At 61.7% G+C, this 17,434-nt stretch carries 18 protein-coding genes; 14 read left to right on the top strand and 4 right to left on the bottom strand.

Annotated features, from left to right (window positions below; translation table 11 throughout):
• Positions 1-161 precede the first annotated feature (161 nt).
• From cysJ to ACUXAC_RS15920, 3 genes are all read left to right on the top strand, one after another.
• The gene (gene cysJ, locus ACUXAC_RS15910) at positions 162-1,964 is read left to right on the top strand and encodes an NADPH-dependent assimilatory sulfite reductase flavoprotein subunit (RefSeq protein ID WP_060440759.1); all 1,803 of its coding nucleotides are present in this window, start codon (positions 162-164) and stop codon (positions 1,962-1,964) included.
• On the top strand, positions 1,964-3,679 hold the full coding sequence (gene cysI / locus ACUXAC_RS15915) for an assimilatory sulfite reductase (NADPH) hemoprotein subunit (protein WP_038871907.1): 1,716 nt from the start codon (positions 1,964-1,966) through the stop codon (positions 3,677-3,679). The genes cysJ and cysI overlap by 1 nt, the downstream gene beginning before the upstream one ends.
• A gap of 61 nt (positions 3,680-3,740) precedes the next feature.
• Positions 3,741-4,475 carry a phosphoadenylyl-sulfate reductase gene (locus ACUXAC_RS15920; RefSeq protein ID WP_387443206.1) on the top strand — a complete coding sequence of 245 codons (735 nt, stop codon included), beginning with the start codon at positions 3,741-3,743 and terminating at the stop codon, positions 4,473-4,475.
• A gap of 55 nt (positions 4,476-4,530) precedes the next feature.
• On the opposite strand, the gene ACUXAC_RS15925 is transcribed toward ACUXAC_RS15920, so the two are convergent.
• Positions 4,531-5,601, bottom strand: coding sequence for an aminopeptidase (locus ACUXAC_RS15925; RefSeq protein ID WP_060422571.1), 1,071 nt, complete (start codon positions 5,599-5,601; stop codon positions 4,531-4,533).
• 261 nt (positions 5,602-5,862) lie between these two features.
• Between ACUXAC_RS15925 and cysG the strand changes: the two genes are divergently transcribed.
• The 5 genes from cysG (at position 5,863) to ACUXAC_RS15950 (ending at position 10,702) form a co-directional block, all read left to right on the top strand.
• A complete protein-coding gene (gene cysG / locus ACUXAC_RS15930) occupies positions 5,863-7,293 on the top strand; it encodes a siroheme synthase CysG (RefSeq protein ID WP_387443209.1) in 1,431 nt (476 codons plus the stop codon).
• Positions 7,294-7,315: 22 nt separating this feature from the next.
• Positions 7,316-8,224 (top strand): sulfate adenylyltransferase subunit CysD, encoded by a 909-nt coding sequence (gene cysD, locus ACUXAC_RS15935; RefSeq protein ID WP_004932620.1) that lies wholly within the window; start codon positions 7,316-7,318, stop codon positions 8,222-8,224.
• 11 nt (positions 8,225-8,235) lie between these two features.
• Positions 8,236-9,663: a sulfate adenylyltransferase subunit CysN gene (gene cysN, locus ACUXAC_RS15940; protein ID WP_342121480.1), complete on the top strand. Its 1,428-nt coding sequence runs from the start codon at positions 8,236-8,238 to the stop codon at positions 9,661-9,663.
• On the top strand, positions 9,602-10,291 hold the full coding sequence (gene cysC / locus ACUXAC_RS15945; protein ID WP_077791524.1) for an adenylyl-sulfate kinase: 690 nt from the start codon (positions 9,602-9,604) through the stop codon (positions 10,289-10,291). The genes cysN and cysC overlap by 62 nt, the downstream gene beginning before the upstream one ends.
• A gap of 84 nt (positions 10,292-10,375) precedes the next feature.
• Positions 10,376-10,702 (top strand): DUF3561 family protein, encoded by a 327-nt coding sequence (locus ACUXAC_RS15950; RefSeq protein ID WP_004932611.1) that lies wholly within the window; start codon positions 10,376-10,378, stop codon positions 10,700-10,702.
• A 52-nt stretch (positions 10,703-10,754) separates the two neighbouring features.
• Here the strand turns inward: ACUXAC_RS15950 and ACUXAC_RS15955 are convergent, their stop codons facing one another.
• From ACUXAC_RS15955 to ACUXAC_RS15965, 3 genes are all read right to left on the bottom strand, one after another.
• Positions 10,755-11,477 carry an amino acid ABC transporter ATP-binding protein gene (locus ACUXAC_RS15955; protein WP_387443216.1) on the bottom strand — a complete coding sequence of 241 codons (723 nt, stop codon included), beginning with the start codon at positions 11,475-11,477 and terminating at the stop codon, positions 10,755-10,757.
• The gene (locus tag ACUXAC_RS15960) at positions 11,461-12,180 is read right to left on the bottom strand and encodes an amino acid ABC transporter permease (RefSeq protein ID WP_042706788.1); all 720 of its coding nucleotides are present in this window, start codon (positions 12,178-12,180) and stop codon (positions 11,461-11,463) included. The genes ACUXAC_RS15955 and ACUXAC_RS15960 overlap by 17 nt, the downstream gene beginning before the upstream one ends.
• Positions 12,181-12,294: 114 nt before the next feature.
• Complete coding sequence (locus ACUXAC_RS15965; protein WP_039568898.1) at positions 12,295-13,065, bottom strand: basic amino acid ABC transporter substrate-binding protein; 771 nt, start codon at positions 13,063-13,065, stop codon at positions 12,295-12,297.
• Between the two features lie 403 nt (positions 13,066-13,468).
• Here ACUXAC_RS15965 and ftsB point away from each other — a divergent pair, with 403 nt between their 5' ends.
• Genes ftsB through ACUXAC_RS15995 form a run of 6 tightly spaced genes read left to right on the top strand, consistent with a single transcriptional unit; the run spans position 13,469 to position 17,397 of the window.
• Positions 13,469-13,789, top strand: a complete 321-nt coding sequence (ftsB, locus tag ACUXAC_RS15970; RefSeq protein ID WP_016929043.1) for a cell division protein FtsB — start codon at positions 13,469-13,471, stop codon at positions 13,787-13,789.
• Between the two features lie 3 nt (positions 13,790-13,792).
• Positions 13,793-14,500 (top strand): 2-C-methyl-D-erythritol 4-phosphate cytidylyltransferase, encoded by a 708-nt coding sequence (gene ispD / locus ACUXAC_RS15975; RefSeq protein ID WP_060422529.1) that lies wholly within the window; start codon positions 13,793-13,795, stop codon positions 14,498-14,500.
• A 10-nt stretch (positions 14,501-14,510) separates the two neighbouring features.
• Positions 14,511-14,984 carry a 2-C-methyl-D-erythritol 2,4-cyclodiphosphate synthase gene (ispF, locus tag ACUXAC_RS15980; protein ID WP_004932594.1) on the top strand — a complete coding sequence of 158 codons (474 nt, stop codon included), beginning with the start codon at positions 14,511-14,513 and terminating at the stop codon, positions 14,982-14,984.
• 4 nt (positions 14,985-14,988) lie between these two features.
• Positions 14,989-16,035 carry a tRNA pseudouridine(13) synthase TruD gene (truD, locus tag ACUXAC_RS15985; RefSeq protein WP_387443222.1) on the top strand — a complete coding sequence of 349 codons (1,047 nt, stop codon included), beginning with the start codon at positions 14,989-14,991 and terminating at the stop codon, positions 16,033-16,035.
• Positions 16,016-16,777, top strand: coding sequence for a 5'/3'-nucleotidase SurE (gene surE, locus ACUXAC_RS15990; protein ID WP_197848631.1), 762 nt, complete (start codon positions 16,016-16,018; stop codon positions 16,775-16,777). Before truD ends, surE begins: the two co-directional genes overlap by 20 nt.
• Complete coding sequence (locus ACUXAC_RS15995) at positions 16,771-17,397, top strand: protein-L-isoaspartate(D-aspartate) O-methyltransferase (RefSeq protein ID WP_308344958.1); 627 nt, start codon at positions 16,771-16,773, stop codon at positions 17,395-17,397. The genes surE and ACUXAC_RS15995 overlap by 7 nt, the downstream gene beginning before the upstream one ends.
• Positions 17,398-17,434: the final 37 nt, after the last annotated feature.

The following is a 17,434-nucleotide window of genomic DNA, read 5'->3' on the forward strand; positions in this document are numbered from 1 at the left end:
TATGATTTATTGCTATCCCTTATTTAATCGTTGCTATTCTGCTCGGTAACCTTACAAACTCTCCTGATCTTTTCCGCACACCCGACGCAGCGAAGAGACAGCGACTGACACTGGCGCGCGCCTGGCAGGAAAGGCGCTAAGTATAGGAAATAAGTACAGCAATGACGACTCAGGCTCCTCCAACATCTTTGCTCCCGCTGACGCCCGAACAGCTGGCGCGCCTGCAGGCGACGATCGGCGACTATTCGCCGACGCAGCTGGCGTGGCTGTCCGGCTATTTTTGGGGCATGGTCAATCAACAGCCCGGAGCCGTGGCCATTGCGCCTGTCGCCCCTGCGGCTGCCGCCAGCATCACCATCATTTCCGCTTCGCAGACCGGCAATGCGCGCCGCCTGGCGGAGCAGCTGCGCGACGATCTGCTGGCCGCCAATCTGAGCGCCACGCTGATCAGCGCCGGCGACTACAAGTTCAAGCAGATAGCCCAAGAGCGCCTGCTGGTGATCGTCGCCTCGACGCAGGGGGAGGGCGAACCGGCGGAAGAAGCGGTGGCGCTGCATAAATTCCTGTTCTCGAAGAAGGCGCCGAAGCTGAATGATACCGCTTTTGCGGTGTTCGGGCTGGGCGACACCTCTTATGAGAATTTCTGCCAGTCTGGTAAGGATTTCGACGGCAAGCTGGCCGAGCTGGGCGCCGAGCGCCTGGTGGAGCGCGTGGACGCCGACGTGGAGTACCAGGAACTGGCCGCCGCCTGGCGCAAACAGGTGGTATCGGTGCTGAAGGCGCGCGCGCCGGCGGAAAGCGCCGCGCCGGGCGTGTTGGCCAGCGGCGCGGTCGATCTGATCGACAGCAGCCCGTACAGCAAGGAACAGCCGCTCACCGCCCAACTGGCGGTCAATCAGAAAATTACCGGCCGCGCGTCGGATAAAGACGTGCGCCATATCGAGATCGATCTGGGCGACTCCGGCCTGCGCTATCAGCCGGGCGATGCGCTCGGCGTATGGTTCGACAACGATCCGGCGTTGGTGGACGAACTGGTGCAGCTGTTGTGGCTGAAAGGCGACGAGCCGGTCGAGGTGGAAGGGCAAACCCTGCCGCTGGCGCAGGCGCTGCGCAGCCATTTCGAACTGACGCAGAACACCACGCCGATCGTCGATAAATACGCCGCGCTGTCGCGCGATGAAACGCTGATCGGCCTGTTGGCGGATAAAGCCGCGCTGCAGCACTATGCGCACAACACGCCGATCGTTGACATGGTGCGTCAGGCGCCGGCGGACCTGAGCGCCGAACAGCTGGTCGGTCTGCTGCGCCCGCTGACGCCGCGCCTGTACTCCATCGCCTCTTCGCAGGCGGAGAACGAAAGCGAAGTGCACATCACCGTGGGCGTGGTGCGTTACGACATCGACGGGCGCGCCCGCAGCGGCGGCGCCTCCGGCTTCCTGGCGGATCGCCTGGAGGAGGACGGCGACGTGCGGGTGTTTATCGAACACAACGACAACTTCCGCCTGCCGGCCAATCCGGAAGCGCCGGTGATCATGATCGGCCCGGGCACCGGCATCGCGCCGTTCCGCGCCTTTATGCAGCAGCGCGACGCCGACGGCGCCGGCGGCAAGAACTGGCTGTTCTTCGGCAACCCGCACTTTACCGAAGATTTCCTGTATCAGGTCGAATGGCAGCGCTACGTGAAAGACGGCCTGCTGACCCGCATCGATCTGGCCTGGTCCCGCGACCAACAACATAAAATATACGTACAAGACAAACTGCGCGAACAGGGCGCGGAAGTGTGGCGCTGGATTCAGGAAGGCGCGCACATTTACGTCTGCGGCGATGCCAATCGCATGGCGAAAGACGTGGAAAACACATTACTGGAACTGGTGGCCGAGCACGGTGGCATGGATACCGAGCAGGCGGATGAATTTTTAAGTGAGCTGCGCCTTGAGCGCCGTTATCAGCGAGATGTTTACTGATGAGTGATAAACACCCCGGGCCTTTGGTAGTCGAAGGCAAACTGGCCGATGCGGAGCGCATGAAGAAGGAGAGCCACTTCCTGCGCGGCACCATCGCCGAAGATTTGAACGACGGCCTGACCGGCGGCTTCAACGGCGACAACTTCCTGCTGATCCGTTTTCACGGCATGTATCAGCAGGATGACCGCGATATTCGCGCCGAACGCGCCGAGCAGAAGCTGGAGCCGCGCCACGCTATGATGCTGCGCTGCCGCCTGCCGGGCGGCATCATCAGCCCGCAGCAGTGGCTGGGCATCGACAAGTTCGCGCAGGAGAGCACGCTGTACGGCAGCATTCGCATCACCAACCGCCAGACGTTCCAGTTTCACGGCATTCTGAAAGGCAACGTCAAACCGGTGCACCAGCTGCTGAACCGCCTGGGGCTGGACGCGCTGGCGACCGCCAACGACGTGAACCGCAACGTGCTGTGCACCTCCAACCCGGTGGAGTCCGAGCTGCATCAGGAAGCCTACGAGTGGGCGAAGAAGATCTCCGAACACCTGCTGCCGCGCACCCGCGCCTACGCCGAGGTGTGGCTGGATCAGGAGAAGGTGGCCACTACCGACGAAGAGCCGATTCTGGGGCCGACCTACCTGCCGCGTAAGTTCAAAACCACGGTGGTGATCCCGCCGCAGAACGACGTCGATCTGCACGCCAACGACATGAACTTCGTGGCGATCGCCGAAAACGGCAAGCTGGTAGGCTTCAACCTGCTGGTGGGCGGCGGGTTGTCCATCGAGCACGGCAACAAGAAAACCTACGCGCGCCAGGCCAGCGAGTTCGGCTACATTCCGCTCGAACATACGCTGGCGGTCGCGGAGGCCGTGGTGACCACGCAGCGCGACTGGGGCAACCGCACCGATCGCAAGAACGCCAAAACCAAATACACGCTGGAGCGTGTCGGGGTGGACGTTTTCCGCGCCGAAGTGGAAAAACGCGCCGGCATCACCTTCGCGCCGATCCGGCCGTATGAATTCACCGGCCGCGGCGATCGCATCGGTTGGGTGAAGGGCATCGACGATCAGTGGCACCTGACGCTGTTTATCGAGAACGGCCGCCTGCTGGACTATCCGGGGCGCCCGCTGAAGACCGGCATGGCGGAGATCGCCAAGATCCATAAAGGCGACTTCCGTCTGACGGCGAACCAAAACGTGATCATCGCCGGCGTGCCGGAAAGCGAGAAGGCAAAGATCGAAGCCCTGGCGCGCGATCATGGCCTGATCGACGACGAGATCAGCGAGCAACGCAAGAACTCGATGGCCTGCGTATCGTTCCCGACCTGCCCGTTGGCGATGGCGGAGGCCGAGCGCTTCCTGCCGCAGTTCGTCACCAAGGTGGAAGGGATCATGCATCGGCACGGGGTGGGCGACGAGCATATCGTGCTGCGCATCACCGGCTGCCCGAACGGCTGTGGCCGCGCGCTGCTTGCGGAGCTGGGGCTGGTGGGCAAGGCGGTCGGCCGCTATAACCTGCATTTGGGCGGCAACCGCGAAGGCACGCGCATTCCGCGCATGTACCGCGAGAACATCAACGAAGACGAGATCCTGAGCGAGATCGATCTGTTGGTGGGGCGCTGGGCGAAGGAGCGCAACGCCGGCGAAGGCTTCGGCGACTTCACCGTTCGCGCGGGCATCGTCAAACCGGTGCTGGATCCGGCGCGAGATTTCTGGGAGTGAGGCCGGGCGGCCCCTGGGCAGAGGGGCCGCACAGGTAATTTCAAGTAGCAGGAGAGACAACATGGCTGAATTCGATCTGGCGGCGCTGAATGCGTTGCCCAAATCCGGGCAGGCGCTGGCATTGGCGGTGGTCAACGGCCAACTGGAGACCCTCAGCGCCGAACAGCGCGTTGAATGGGCGCTGGAGCATCTGCCCGGCGAGTTCGTACTCTCGTCCAGTTTCGGCATTCAGGCGGCGGTGTGTCTGCACCTGGTGACGCGCATCCGGCCGGATATCCCGGTGATCCTGACCGACACCGGTTACCTGTTCCCGGAAACCTACCGCTTTATCGATCAACTGACCGACCAGCTGAAGCTGAATCTGCAGGTGTTCCGCGCCGAACAGTCTCCCGCCTGGCAAGAGGCGCGCTACGGCAAGCTGTGGGAACAGGGCGTGGAAGGGATTGAAAAGTACAACCAGATCAACAAGGTTGAGCCGATGAACCGCGCGCTGGAGACGCTGGGGGCACAGAGCTGGTTCGTCGGCCTGCGGCGCGAGCAGTCCGGCAGCCGCGCCAATCTGCCGGTGCTGGCGGTGCAGCGCGGGGTGTTCAAGATCCTGCCGATCATCGACTGGGACAACCGCAAGATTTACCAGTATCTGACCGAGCACGGGCTGAACTATCACCCGCTGTGGGAGCAGGGCTACCTGTCGGTAGGCGATACCCACACCACCCAGAAGTGGGAACCGGGTATGAGCGAGGAAGAGACGCGTTTCTTCGGGCTGAAGCGCGAGTGCGGCCTGCACGAAGGCTAAACGAGGCGAATCACACGACAGGGCTCAGCAATGCTGGGCCCTGTTTTTTGGCGGGCTACTTTTTCTTCTGTGCTTTCGGCGGGTGCGCCTGCGCCAGCTCTTTGATCAGCGGCAGCAGGATCTGCACGCTGTCGCGGCTGCGTTTGTCGATCCGTCCCGGCAGGTAGCGATCCAAGTACTGCAGGTTGTCATACTGCGGGCGGTGCCAGGTGATGCCCTGCGGGAAGTGTGGGCTGACGGCGCGCTGCTGGTAGCCGTCCTTGTCGCCCAGCGACCAGTTGGTGGCCTCCACCGACAGCACCGGGATGCCTGCGGCGTCGAATACCTCTTGATCGGAGCAGCAGCCGGTGCCCTTCGGATGCTGTGCGCTACCCGGATTGCTGGCGGCGGCGATGCCGTAGCGATGGGCGATATCCAGCGCGCGATCGCGGGAGCGTTTCGCCATCTGCGGCGGCGTGTTGCGCCCGGCGTTGAAGTACAGACGATCGCCGGTGATCAGGCTGTCGAGGTTGATCACCAGCACGGTGTTGCTTTTCTCTTCCGCGCTCATGCGTTGCAGGTAGTTCTGTGCGCCCAGCGAGCCGAGCTCTTCGGCGCTGGTGGCGACGAAGCGCAGGCCGTAGGCGGTGGGGATGCTTTTCAGGCGCTCCGCCAGTTCCAGCATCACGCCGATGCCGGAGGCGTTGTCGTCGACGCCCTGCAGCGTCAGGCCGCCGAGGTTGTTATCCAAATCTTCGTCGCTCTGCGGCGTGTAGGTGTCGAAGTGGGCGACGATCACTATCTGTTTCGGGCTGTCGCCGTTGCGGGCGGCGATCACCGAGCTGGCGGTGACGTTGTTCCAGTTCTTCTTGCCGTCTTTGCTGGTGTAGAGGTAGCGCGTGTTGACGCTGCGAATGTCGCTTTGGTAACCCATCTTGGCGAACTGCTGCTTCAGGTAGTCGGCGGTGAGCAATTCGGCCGGGCTGCCCGCCATGCGGCCGGGGAAGTAAGTGGCGATGTGGCGGGTCTGTTCGGCGGCGAAACGGCCCATTGGCGCGTCTTTTGCGGGCTGTGCGGCACAAACGCTGAAGACGCCGCCGAGTGCGAGGGCCAGCAGGCTGGTCTTCAGGTAAAAACGGGAAAACATACCGAAAAATCCTTCTTTGCTATCGGCGCTGCCGATCATTTTTCTGCGGCACCCAGTATGAGACGCCGGGCGGCATTACACAATTTCCCCGTCTCTTAATTTTCGCGCGAATGCGCAAACCGCCGCCGCAGTTATCACCGTTTGCCTCTGGCGTTGCGGCCTATATTCCATAAAGGAACTAATCATTCCTTTTCGTCATTTCAGAGGCTAAATCTCAGCCCGTATAGTCACACTATCTTTCTGTTATATGAAAAGGCTGTTGTGGACTATCTACCAATATTCGCCGATCTGAAACAACGTCCGGTGCTGGTCGTTGGCGGCGGTGACGTGGCTGCGCGCAAAGTCGATCTGCTTCAGCGCGCCGGGGCTGAAATACGGATAGTTGCGCAGTCGCTCTCACCGGAACTGGAACAACAACGTCAGCGAGGGCAACTGCTCTGGCTGGGGAAAACCTTTGACCCGCCGCAGCTGGACGACGTGTTTCTGGCGATCGCCGCCACGGACGACAACGCGCTGAACGCCGTGGTGTTTGCCGAAGCGGATAAACGCCGGGTGTTAGCCAACGTGGTGGACGACCAGCCGCGCTGCTCGTTCATCTTCCCGTCGATCATCGATCGCTCGCCGCTGGTGGTGGCCGTATCGTCCAGCGGCCAGGCGCCGGTGCTGGCGCGGTTGCTGCGCGAAAAGCTGGAGGCGCTGCTGCCCGCCAGTTTGGGGCAGATGGCGCAGGTGGCGGGCCGCTGGCGCGGCCAGGTCAAACAGCGGCTGGCCTCGATCGGCGAGCGTCGCCGTTTCTGGGAGAAAACCTTCGGCGGCCGTTTCGCCACGCTGGTGGCCAACGGCCAGACGGCGCAGGCGGAGCGGCAGCTTGAGCAGGATTTGCAAAGCTTCGCCGCAGGCGATGAAGGCGCGCAGGGTGAGATAGCCTTGGTGGGCGCCGGGCCGGGCGACGTGGGGCTGTTGACCCTGCGCGGGCTGCAGGTGATGCAGCAGGCGGACGTGGTGCTGTATGACCACCTGGTCAGCGGTGAGATCCTCGATCTGGTGCGCCGCGACGCCGAGCGCATCTGCGTGGGCAAGCGCGCCGGCGCGCACTCGGTGATCCAGGAAGAGACCAACCGGCTGTTGGTGGCGCTGGCGCAGCAGGGCAAACGCGTGGTGCGCCTCAAGGGCGGCGACCCGTTCATCTTTGGCCGGGGCGGCGAAGAGCTGCAGGTAGCCGCCGCCGCCGGCATTCCGTTCCAGGTGGTGCCGGGCGTCACGGCCGCTGCGGGGGCGACCGCCTACGCCGGCATTCCGCTGACGCACCGCGACCACGCGCAGAGCGTGACCTTTATCACCGGCCACTGCCGCCCCGACGGCGATGGCCTGGACTGGGCCGATCTGGCCCGGGCGCGGCAGACGCTGGCTATCTACATGGGCACCATGAAGGCGGCGGACATCAGCCAACGCCTGATCGCCCACGGCCGCGCTGCCGATACGCCGGTGGCGGTGATCAGTCGCGGCACGCGCGCCGATCAGCAGGTGCAGATCGGCACGCTGGATCAACTGGAACATCTGGCCCAACGGGCGCCGCTGCCGGCGCTGCTGGTGATTGGCGAAGTGGTGGAACTGCACCATCAAATCGCCTGGTTCGGGCATCAATCGCAGACGGAAGGGGCCGCGCGCCCGGCCGTCGTGAATTTGGCATAGGCAAGGCTTTTAAGGACCTGTTATGGACGAAAAACGACTCACTCATTTGCGGCAATTGGAGGCGGAGAGTATCCATATCATCCGTGAAGTCGCCGCTGAATTCGCCAACCCGGTGATGCTGTATTCCATCGGCAAAGACTCTTCCGTGATGCTGCATTTGGCGCGCAAGGCGTTCTTCCCCGGCACGCTGCCGTTCCCGCTGCTGCACGTCGATACCGGCTGGAAGTTCCGCGAAATGTACGAGTTCCGCGATCGCACCGCGAAAGAGTACGGCTTCGAGCTGCTGGTGCATAAAAATCCGGAAGGGGTGGCGATGGGCATCAACCCGTTCGTGCACGGCAGCGCCAAGCATACCGACATCATGAAGACCGAGGGCCTGAAGCAGGCGTTGAACAAGTACGGTTTCGACGCCGCCTTCGGCGGTGCGCGGCGCGACGAGGAGAAATCGCGCGCCAAAGAGCGCATCTATTCGTTCCGCGATCGCTTCCACCGCTGGGATCCGAAAAACCAGCGGCCGGAGCTGTGGCACAACTATAACGGCCAGATCAACAAAGGGGAGAGCATTCGCGTCTTCCCGCTGTCGAACTGGACCGAGCTGGACATCTGGCAGTACATCTTCCTGGAAAAGATCGACATCGTGCCGCTGTACCTGGCGAAACCGCGCCCGGTGGTAGAACGCGACGGCATGCTGATGATGGTGGACGACGATCGCATCGATCTGCAGCCGGGCGAAGTGATCAGCCAGCGCATGGTGCGTTTCCGCACCTTGGGGTGTTGGCCGCTGACCGGCGCAGTGGATTCGCAGGCGCAAACCCTGCCGGAGATCATCGAAGAGATGCTGGTCTCCACCACCAGTGAACGCCAGGGGCGGATGATCGACCGCGATCAGTCCGGCTCGATGGAGCTGAAAAAGCGTCAAGGGTATTTCTAAGGAGCCGCCGGATGAACAACGCAATTGCACAACAAATCGCTGACCAGGGCGGCGTCGAATCCTACCTGCACGCGCAGCAACACAAGAGCCTGCTGCGCTTTCTGACCTGCGGCAGCGTCGACGACGGCAAAAGCACCCTGATAGGTCGCCTGCTGCACGATACCCGCCAGATCTACGAGGATCAGCTGTCGACGCTGCACAGCGACAGCAAACGCATCGGCACCCAGGGCGAGAAGCTCGATCTGGCGCTGTTGGTGGACGGCCTGCAGGCCGAGCGCGAGCAGGGCATCACCATCGACGTGGCCTATCGCTATTTCTCGACCGAAAAACGCAAATTTATCATCGCCGATACCCCAGGGCATGAGCAGTACACCCGCAACATGGCCACCGGCGCCTCCACTTGCGATCTGGCGATCCTGTTGATCGACGGGCGCAAAGGGGTGCTGGACCAGACTCGTCGCCACAGTTTTATCGCAACCCTGCTGGGCATTCGCCATCTGGTGGTGGCGGTGAACAAAATGGATCTGGTGGACTACCAGGAAGCGGTGTTCGAGCAGTTCAAACAAGATTACCTGACCTTTGCCCAGCAGCTGCCAGGCGATCTGGACATCAAATTCGTGCCGCTGTCGGCGCTGGACGGCGACAACGTGGCGAGCGAAAGCGCCCATATGCCGTGGTACAGCGGCCCGACGCTGCTGGAAGTGCTGGAGAGCGTTGACGTGGTCAGCGAGCGAGAAAACCAGCCGCTGCGTTTCCCGGTGCAGTACGTCAACCGCCCGAACCTCGATTTTCGCGGCTATGCCGGCACGCTATCCGCCGGCGTGGTGCGGGTGGGGCAACGGGTCAAGGTGCTGCCTTCTGGTGTGGAGTCCAGCGTGGCGCGTATCGTGACCTTCGACGGCGATCTGCAAGAGGCGGTGCCGGGCGAGGCGATTACGCTGGTGCTGAAGGATGAGGTGGACATCAGCCGCGGCGATCTGCTGGTCGACGCCGGCGAAAGCCTGCAGGCGGCGCAGAGCGCGCTGGTGGACGTGGTATGGATGGCCGAGCAGCCGCTGGTGCCGGGCCAGAGCTACGACATCAAGATCGCCGGTAAAAAGACCCGCGCCCGCGTGGAGAGTATCCGCCATCAGGTGGAGATCAATACGCTGGCGCAGCACCCGGCAGACACGTTGCCGCTTAACGGCATCGGTCTGGTGGAGCTGACCTTCGACGAGCCGCTGGTGCTGGACAGCTATCAGAGCAATCACGACACCGGCGGGCTGATCTTCATCGATCGCATGAGCAACGTCACGGTAGGCGCCGGTCTGGTGCGCGAAACGCTGCAGGCCACCCCGGCGGCGCACGGCGAGTTCAGCGCCTTCGAGCTGGAGCTGAATGCGCTGGTGCGCAAGCACTTCCCGCACTGGGGCGCACGCGATCTGCTCGGTGGTCGATAAGGTGGCCGCTGAACTGAGGGCGACCGGGCCGGACGATGAGAACGTGGTTTGGCATCCGCACGCCGTGACGCGCGCGGATCGCGAAGCGCGCAACGGCCATCGCGGCGTGGTGCTGTGGTTTACCGGGCTGTCCGGCTCGGGCAAATCCACCGTCGCCGGCGCGCTGGAGCAGGCGCTGCACGGGCTCGGCGTCAGCACCTATCTGCTGGACGGCGATAACGTGCGCCACGGCTTGTGCCGCGATCTCGGCTTCTCTGACGAGGATCGGCGCGAGAACATCCGCCGGGTGGGGGAAGTGGCCAAACTGATGGTGGATGCCGGGCTGGTGGTGCTGACCGCGTTCATTTCGCCGCACCGCGCCGAGCGGCAGATGGTGCGCGAAATGCTCGGCGACGATCGCTTTATCGAAGTGTTCGTCGACACGCCGTTGGCGATCTGCGAGGCGCGCGATCCGAAGGGATTGTATAAAAAAGCGCGCGCCGGCGAACTGCGCAACTTCACCGGTATCGACGCGGTTTACGAGGCGCCGCAGCAGCCGGAAATCCACCTTGATGGCCAACAATTGGTAACAAATTTGATTGCGCAATTGTTAGACGTGTTGCGTGGTCAGGCTATTATCAAACCCTGAATTCAAAAAAAGCGTGTGGCGTTTTTCGCCATGCGCTTTTTACTCTAAGCCGCCGCAGAGCGAGCCGAATAACCAGGGATCACTATGCAAAATGTCACGCCTATCTTGATCGACTCCAAGCAGTCAAAACAGGAGAGAGAGGAGCCTTCTTATTCTTTCCTGGGCGGCGTCAGCGGCTTTGTTTTCTACTGGCTGGCGTTCGCGTTGCCGTTCCTGGTTTACGGTTCCAACACGCTGTTTTTCCTGCTCTATACCTGGCCGTTCTTCCTGGCGCTGATGCCGCTGTCGGTGCTGATCGGCATCACCCTCAGCATGCTGTTGCGCGGCCGTCTGATCCTGACGCTGCTGCTGACCGGCGCCATCGTGCTGTGCCTGTTCTGGCTGGTGTTCAGCTTCTTGACCGGGTGGTGAGAGAGCGGGCGCCGATGCCGGCGCCCGAAGGATTGCAAAGCGGTGCCGAAGGTTACAAAACTTTGCTCAGAAACGCCTGTGTGCGCGGATTGGCCGGATGGCTGAAGATCTGCTGCGGCGCACCTTCCTCCTGAATGATCCCCTGATCGATAAACAGCACTCGATCGGCCACCTCGCGGGCAAAGCCCATCTCATGCGTGACCACCACCATGGTCATGCCCTCGTGCGCCAGCGATTTCATCACCGTCAACACTTCGCCCACCAGCTCCGGATCGAGCGCGGAGGTGGGTTCGTCAAACAGCATGATCTTCGGCTCCATCGCCAGCGCGCGGGCGATCGCTACCCGCTGCTGCTGGCCGCCGGAGAGGCTGTTGGGGTAGGCGTCTATCTTGTCGAGCAGCCCGACCTTGTGCAGCAGCTGCTCGGCTTGCGCGATGGCTTCGGCGCGCGGCCGTTTTTTCACGCTCACCGGTGCCATGATGATGTTTTCCAACACCGTCATGTGCGGGAACAGGTTGAAGCGCTGGAACACCATACCCACGCTTTCACGCATCTTGTTCAGGTCGGTTTTTTGATCGTGGACGGCGAAGCCGTTGACCTCGATCTCGCCGCCGGAGAGCGTTTCCAGCGCGTTGATGCAGCGCAGGAAGGTGCTCTTCCCGGAGCCGGAAGGGCCGATGACGCACACCACTTCGTTGGCGGCGATCCGGCAGGAAATGCCGCGCAGCACGTGGCTCTCGCCGAACTGTTTTTGCAGGTTATGTACGCGAATCACTTTTACCGAACCTCTTTTCCATGTGTTGCACCAGCAGCGAGAGCAGGAAGGTGATGACCCAATAGACCAGCGAAATGGTCAGGTAGGGCTCCCAATAGGTGGCGTAGGCGCCGGAGACGGTGCGGGCGGCATAGGCCAGATCCGCCAGGCCGATGGCGGAGGCCAGCGACGAATCCTTGACGATAGCGATGGCGTTGTTGCCCAGCGGCGGCAGCATGCGGCGGAAGGCCTGCGGCAGGATCACCTGGCGCATGGTCTTGCCGTAGCTCATGCCCAGCGAGCGCGAGGCCTCCATCTGGCCGCGGTCAATCGACTGGATCCCGGCGCGGAAGATCTCCGACACATAGGCGCCGGCGTTGAGCGTGATCGCCACTACGCAGGAGAGAAAGGCACCGTAGTCGGCGCGCAGCGCGCGGGCAAAATCGACGCTCATCAGGCCGCTGGTGACCAGCAGGCCGTCGCGCGGGTTGATGAACAGCGGCACCAGCGCGAAGTGTACCACCATGATCTGCACGAACAGCGGCGTGCCGCGAAAGGCGCTGATGTAAATGCGCACCGGCCACTGAACGCCGTAATGCAGGATGGGTTTCCAGATGCCGTGCGGCGCCTGCGCCAAACGGCCCAGCCCGAGGATCAATCCCCAGGTGGTGCCGAGCAGTACGCAGATGATGGTGCATTTGATGGTCATCCAGGCGCCTTCCATAAACAGCGGCGCGTATTCCTGGATGATCTCCCAGCGGAAGTTCAAAAGGTATTCCTTCTTGGTAGGCTGAAACGGGGGTGCGCCGACGGCCTGGCGGGCGCCGGCGACAGGGTATTATTCCGCCGGCAGCGTCGGTACGTTGCTGTCGAACCAGGTTTGGTAAATCTTGGCGTAGGTGCCGTCGGCGACGATTTTCTTCAGGCCGGCGTTGATCTTGTTGCGCAGCTCATCGTTGCCTTTGGCGACGGCGATGCCGAAATACTGGCGCTCGAACTTGGCGTCAGGCACCAGCTTGAAGGCTTTCTCAGGGTGGGTTTTGATATAGAACTTGGCCACGCCGACGTCGCCGACCGCCGCGCCGATGCCGTCTTCATACAGCTCCTGCAGCATCAGCGGGGTATTGTCGAAGCGCTTGATGGCGGTGCTGTTTTTGCCCAGCACGTCGGACACCACGATGTCGCCGGTGCTGGAGTTCACCACGCCGACCTTCAGCGCTTTCAGCGCGGCGATGGAGTCTACCGTCGAGTCCTGCGGCACCACGATAGCCTGCTCGGCCGGGAAGTAAGGCGCCGAGAAATCAACCATTTGTTTGCGCTTGTCGGTGATGGTGATGCCGGAAATGATGATGTCGCGATCGCCGGAATTCAACGTGGCGAAGATCCCCTCCCACGGCGTATTGATCAGTTTGATCTGGAAGCCTTCGGCCTTGGCCACCGCTTTGATGATGTCGATGTCGAAACCTTCCAGCTGTTTTTGGCTGTTTTCAAACTCGAACGGCCGATAGGTGCCGCCGGAACCGACGACGTAGGTAGGTTCAGCCGCCAACGCGGCGGTGGAGAAGGTGGCGGCCAGGCAGGCGCCGATCAGAACTAAACGTTTTAACATCGCGATCCCCGATAATGAAAGGTTATATATTGGAATTATTTATGCATTAGTAGTGCATAAAAATAAGCTTCAATGAATGAAAGCACAACCCCTGCATAAGGATTATTCTTTCTATGGTGGTAAATATTCACTTTTTGCATTGTGGCGGAGTAAGCGATGGGGCAGAAAGCGGCGGTGCAGTGGTTCTTGCTGCATAATGGGTGAAGGGCAGTGTGTGTCTCAGCGGAAAACGCGTCGTGCGCATCGGGTGTAAGGGGCTTTTTTTGCCGCTTTCGCCGCGGAATTGGGCGATAAACTCGGGAACCCTTCATCCGTATTCTGAATTTGGCGTTGAAATGCCGCTCTCAGTGTGGAGTCCAACGAAAAGTTGTGGGATGATTGGTCGGTTTTTCAGGGGGCGGAGATGGGAAAACTTACGCTGCTATTGCTGGCATTGCTCGGTTGGTTACAGTATTCACTGTGGCTGGGCAAAAATGGTATTCACGATTACGTGCGAGTCAATGAAGACGTTGCGGTCCAACAGGGCAACAACGCCAAGTTGAAAGCGCGTAACGATCAGCTGTTTGCCGAAATCGATGATTTGAACGGCGGTCAGGAAGCGATCGAAGAGCGAGCGCGTAATGAGCTGGGCATGATCAAGCCCGGTGAGACTTTCTATCGTCTGGTTCCTGACCAATCCAGACGCAACGCGGCGTCTTCCTCGCAAAATAACGCACAAAAATAACGCATGAATCACTCCGCAGGCACCTTTCCCTCGGTGATTGCCGTCCTGCCCGCTGCCGGTATCGGCAGCCGCATGCAGGCGGAATGCCCGAAGCAATATTTAACCATCGGCCGGCACAGCATCGTCGAGCACGCCATCCACGCCCTGTTGCGTCATCCGCGCATTGAGCGGGTGATCGTGGCGATCGGCCCCGAAGATCGCCAGTTCGAACAGTTGCCGATCGCCCAGGATCCGCGGGTGATCGTCACCGAGGGCGGCAGGCAGCGCGCCGATTCGGTGATGGCCGGGCTGAAGCTGGCGGGCGATGCGGACTGGGTGCTGGTGCACGACGCTGCACGCCCCTGCCTGCACGCCGACGATCTCGAGCGCCTGCTGGCGATCACCGCACACAGCAAGGTCGGCGGCATTCTCGCCGCCCCGGTGCGCGACACCATGAAACGCGCCGAACCCGGCCGCGAAACCATCGCCCACACCGTCGAACGCCAGGATCTGTGGCACGCGCTGACGCCGCAGCTGTTTCCGCTGCCGCTGCTCAAGCAGTGCCTGCAGCGCGCGCTGGATGAAGGTGCGAACGTCACCGACGAAGCCTCGGCGCTGGAGCATTGCGGTTATCATCCGCAGCTGATCGCCGGCCGGGCGGACAACATTAAAGTAACGCGGCCGGAGGATTTGGCGCTGGCGGCGTTTTATTTGACTCAGTTGGACAATTAAGGAGCGCATCATGCGTATCGGTCACGGTTTTGACGTACATAAATTCGGCGGCGAAGGCCCGCTGGTGATCGGTGGCGTTCGCATCCCTTACGACAAAGGTTTGCTGGCCCACTCCGACGGCGACGTCGCGCTGCATGCCGCGACCGACGCCCTGCTGGGCGCGGCGGCGCTGGGCGATATCGGCAAGCTGTTCCCCGATACCGATCCGGCGTTCAAAGGCGCCGACAGCCGCGAACTGCTGCGCGAAGCCTGGAAACGCATCCGCGCCAAAGGGTACCGCCTCGGCAACCTCGATATCACCATCATCGCCCAGGCGCCGAAAATGGCGCCGCACATCCCGCAGATGCGCGTCTTCCTGGCGGAAGATCTGCAGTGCCATATGGATGACGTCAACGTGAAGGCCACCACCACCGAGCAGCTCGGTTTCACCGGGCGCGGCGAGGGCATCGCCTGCGAAGCGGTCGCCTTGCTGATCAAGGAATAACCGCATGGATATGGCGAATCTGACCTGGCTGCATGGCCGGCCGCAGAGCACCGGGGTGTTGAAAGCCAATCCGGAAGATTTCGTGGTGGTGGAAGACCTGGGCTTTGCGCCGGACGGTGAAGGCGAGCACGTACTGGTGAACATCCGTAAAAACGGCTGCAATACCCAGTTCGTGGCCGATTACCTGGCGCGCTTCGCCGGTATTCACGCCCGTTCCGTCAGCTATGCCGGCTTGAAGGATCGCCACGCGGTGACCGAGCAGTGGTTCTGCCTGCATATGCCGGGTAAGGACACGCCGGATTTCTCTCGGTTTACGCTGGAAGGCTGCGAGGTGCTCTCGTACGCCCGCCACCTGCGTAAAATGCGCATCGGCAACCTGAAGGGCAACCACTTTACGTTGGTGCTGCGCCAGATTTTCGACCGGCAGGACGTGGAACGCCGCCTGCAGGCCATCGCCGCGCAGGGCGTGCCGAACTACTTCGGCAGCCAGCGTTTCGGCCGCGGCGGCAACAACCTGGTGATGGCGCGCCGCTGGGCGAATGACGAAATTCGCGTCAAAGAGCGCAGCAAGCGTAGTTTCTACCTGTCCGCCAGCCGTAGCGCGCTGTTTAATCAGGTCGCGAGCAGGCGCCTGGCCGACGGCCTGCAGCGCACCGTGCTGGAAGGTGACGCCCTGCAGCTGAGCGGCCGCGGCAGCTGGTTTGTCGCCAAAGCCGATGAGCTGGAGACGCTGCAACAGCGCCTGGATGCCGGCGAGCTGGTTGTCACCGCGACGTTGCCGGGCGACGGCGAGCCGGGTACTGCCGGCGATGCGTTGGCATTTGAACAACAATGCTTGGCGGAGCAGCCGGAATTGCTTACGCTTTTAAAGCGCGAGCGTGTCGAACCCGCTCGTCGGGCCCTGCTGTTACAGCCGCAAAATATGCTGTGGAACTGGTGGGATGACGTTACCGTGGAACTGCGCTTCTGGCTGCCGGCGGGCAGCTTCGCCACCAGCGTAGTTCGCGAGATCATGCAGCAGGATGACAGTGATGCGGATATTGCTGAGTAACGATGACGGCGTCAGCGCTCCGGGCATTCAGGTGCTGGCGGCGGCGCTGCGGGAATTCGCCGAGGTGCAGGTCGTGGCGCCGGATCGTAACCGCAGCGGCTCTTCCAATGCGCTGACGCTGGAATCGCCACTGCGCACGCAAACGCTGGCCAACGGCGATATTGCGGTGCTGCAGGGGACGCCGACCGACTGTGTCTATCTTGGCGTCAACGCACTGATGCATCCGGCACCGGATATCGTGGTCTCCGGCATCAACGCAGGGCCAAATTTGGGCGACGATGTCATCTATTCCGGCACCGTCGCAGCGGCGATGGAGGGCCGGCATTTGGGGCTGCCCGCGTTGGCAGTGTCGTTGAACGGCCACCAGCACTATGCGACCGCCGCCGTCATTACCTGCCGTATCCTGCGCGCGTTGCAGCGTGAGCCGTTGCGTACCGGAAAAATACTGAATATCAACGTACCGGATCTGCCCCTGGCGGAGATTAGAGGCCTGCGCGTTACCCGCTGCGGCAGCCGCCATCCCGCCGACAAGGTGTTCTGCCAGCAGGATCCGCGCGGACAAAATCTCTACTGGATCGGGCCGCCTGGTGATAAATTTGATGTCGGGCCGGATACCGACTTTGCGGCGGTGGAACAAGGCTATGTGGCGATCACGCCGCTGCAGGTGGATTTGACCGCCTACGCGGCGCAGGAAGTCGTGAAAACATGGTTAACCAAGGCAGAGGTTAGCGGGGAATGGTGAACAAGCGTATGCAAACATTGCTGACGCAGCTGCGGCAGCAGGGGATCCGGGACGAAAAGCTGCTGCGGGCGATCGAAGTGGTGCCGCGCGAGCGTTTTGTCGACGAAGCGCTGGATCATAAGGCCTACGAAAACACCGCGCTGCCGATCGGCTCCGGCCAGACCATTTCCCAGCCTTATATGGTGGCGCGGATGACCGAGCTGCTGAATTTGAAGCCCACTTCACGGGTGCTGGAGATCGGCACCGGTTCCGGTTATCAGACCGCTATCCTGGCACATCTGGTGCAACACGTTTGTTCCGTCGAGCGCATCAAGGGGCTGCAGTGGCAGGCCAAGCGCCGCCTGAAGCAGCTCGATCTTCATAATGTTTCCACCCGCCACGGCGACGGCTGGCAGGGCTGGGCATCGCGCGGTCCGTTCGATGCGATCATCGTCACCGCCGCACCGCCGGAGATCCCGCAGGCGCTGGTGGAACAATTGGACGACGGCGGCATTTTGGTGCTGCCGGTGGGCGAGCAGGCCCAAACCCTCAAACGCATTCAACGCCATGGCAACGAGTTCGTTGTCGATGCGGTGGAAGCGGTGCGCTTTGTCCCGCTGGTGAAAGGCGAATTGGCCTAGCGATTGTCTGATTTTTCGACCGTCTGCAAAATCTGTT

Source organism: Serratia sp. 121840015-1 (genome assembly GCF_053627655.1).

Bases quoted from the DNA above. Each gene is read 5' to 3' on its own strand.
- cysJ (WP_060440759.1), top strand. From the start codon at position 162: ATGACGACTCAGGCTCCTCCAACATCTTTGCTCCCGCTGACGCCCGAA.
- cysI (WP_038871907.1), top strand. From the start codon at position 1,964: ATGAGTGATAAACACCCCGGGCCTTTGGTAGTCGAAGGCAAACTGGCC.
- ACUXAC_RS15920 (WP_387443206.1), top strand. From the start codon at position 3,741: ATGGCTGAATTCGATCTGGCGGCGCTGAATGCGTTGCCCAAATCCGGG.
- ACUXAC_RS15925 (WP_060422571.1), bottom strand. From the start codon at position 5,601: ATGTTTTCCCGTTTTTACCTGAAGACCAGCCTGCTGGCCCTCGCACTC.
- cysD (WP_004932620.1), top strand. From the start codon at position 7,316: ATGGACGAAAAACGACTCACTCATTTGCGGCAATTGGAGGCGGAGAGT.
- cysN (WP_342121480.1), top strand. From the start codon at position 8,236: ATGAACAACGCAATTGCACAACAAATCGCTGACCAGGGCGGCGTCGAA.
- cysC (WP_077791524.1), top strand. From the start codon at position 9,602: ATGCGCTGGTGCGCAAGCACTTCCCGCACTGGGGCGCACGCGATCTGC.
- ACUXAC_RS15950 (WP_004932611.1), top strand. From the start codon at position 10,376: ATGCAAAATGTCACGCCTATCTTGATCGACTCCAAGCAGTCAAAACAG.
- ACUXAC_RS15960 (WP_042706788.1), bottom strand. From the start codon at position 12,180: ATGGAAGGCGCCTGGATGACCATCAAATGCACCATCATCTGCGTACTG.
- ACUXAC_RS15965 (WP_039568898.1), bottom strand. From the start codon at position 13,065: ATGTTAAAACGTTTAGTTCTGATCGGCGCCTGCCTGGCCGCCACCTTC.
- ftsB (WP_016929043.1), top strand. From the start codon at position 13,469: ATGGGAAAACTTACGCTGCTATTGCTGGCATTGCTCGGTTGGTTACAG.
- ispD (WP_060422529.1), top strand. From the start codon at position 13,793: ATGAATCACTCCGCAGGCACCTTTCCCTCGGTGATTGCCGTCCTGCCC.
- ispF (WP_004932594.1), top strand. From the start codon at position 14,511: ATGCGTATCGGTCACGGTTTTGACGTACATAAATTCGGCGGCGAAGGC.
- truD (WP_387443222.1), top strand. From the start codon at position 14,989: ATGGATATGGCGAATCTGACCTGGCTGCATGGCCGGCCGCAGAGCACC.
- surE (WP_197848631.1), top strand. From the start codon at position 16,016: ATGCGGATATTGCTGAGTAACGATGACGGCGTCAGCGCTCCGGGCATT.
- ACUXAC_RS15995 (WP_308344958.1), top strand. From the start codon at position 16,771: ATGGTGAACAAGCGTATGCAAACATTGCTGACGCAGCTGCGGCAGCAG.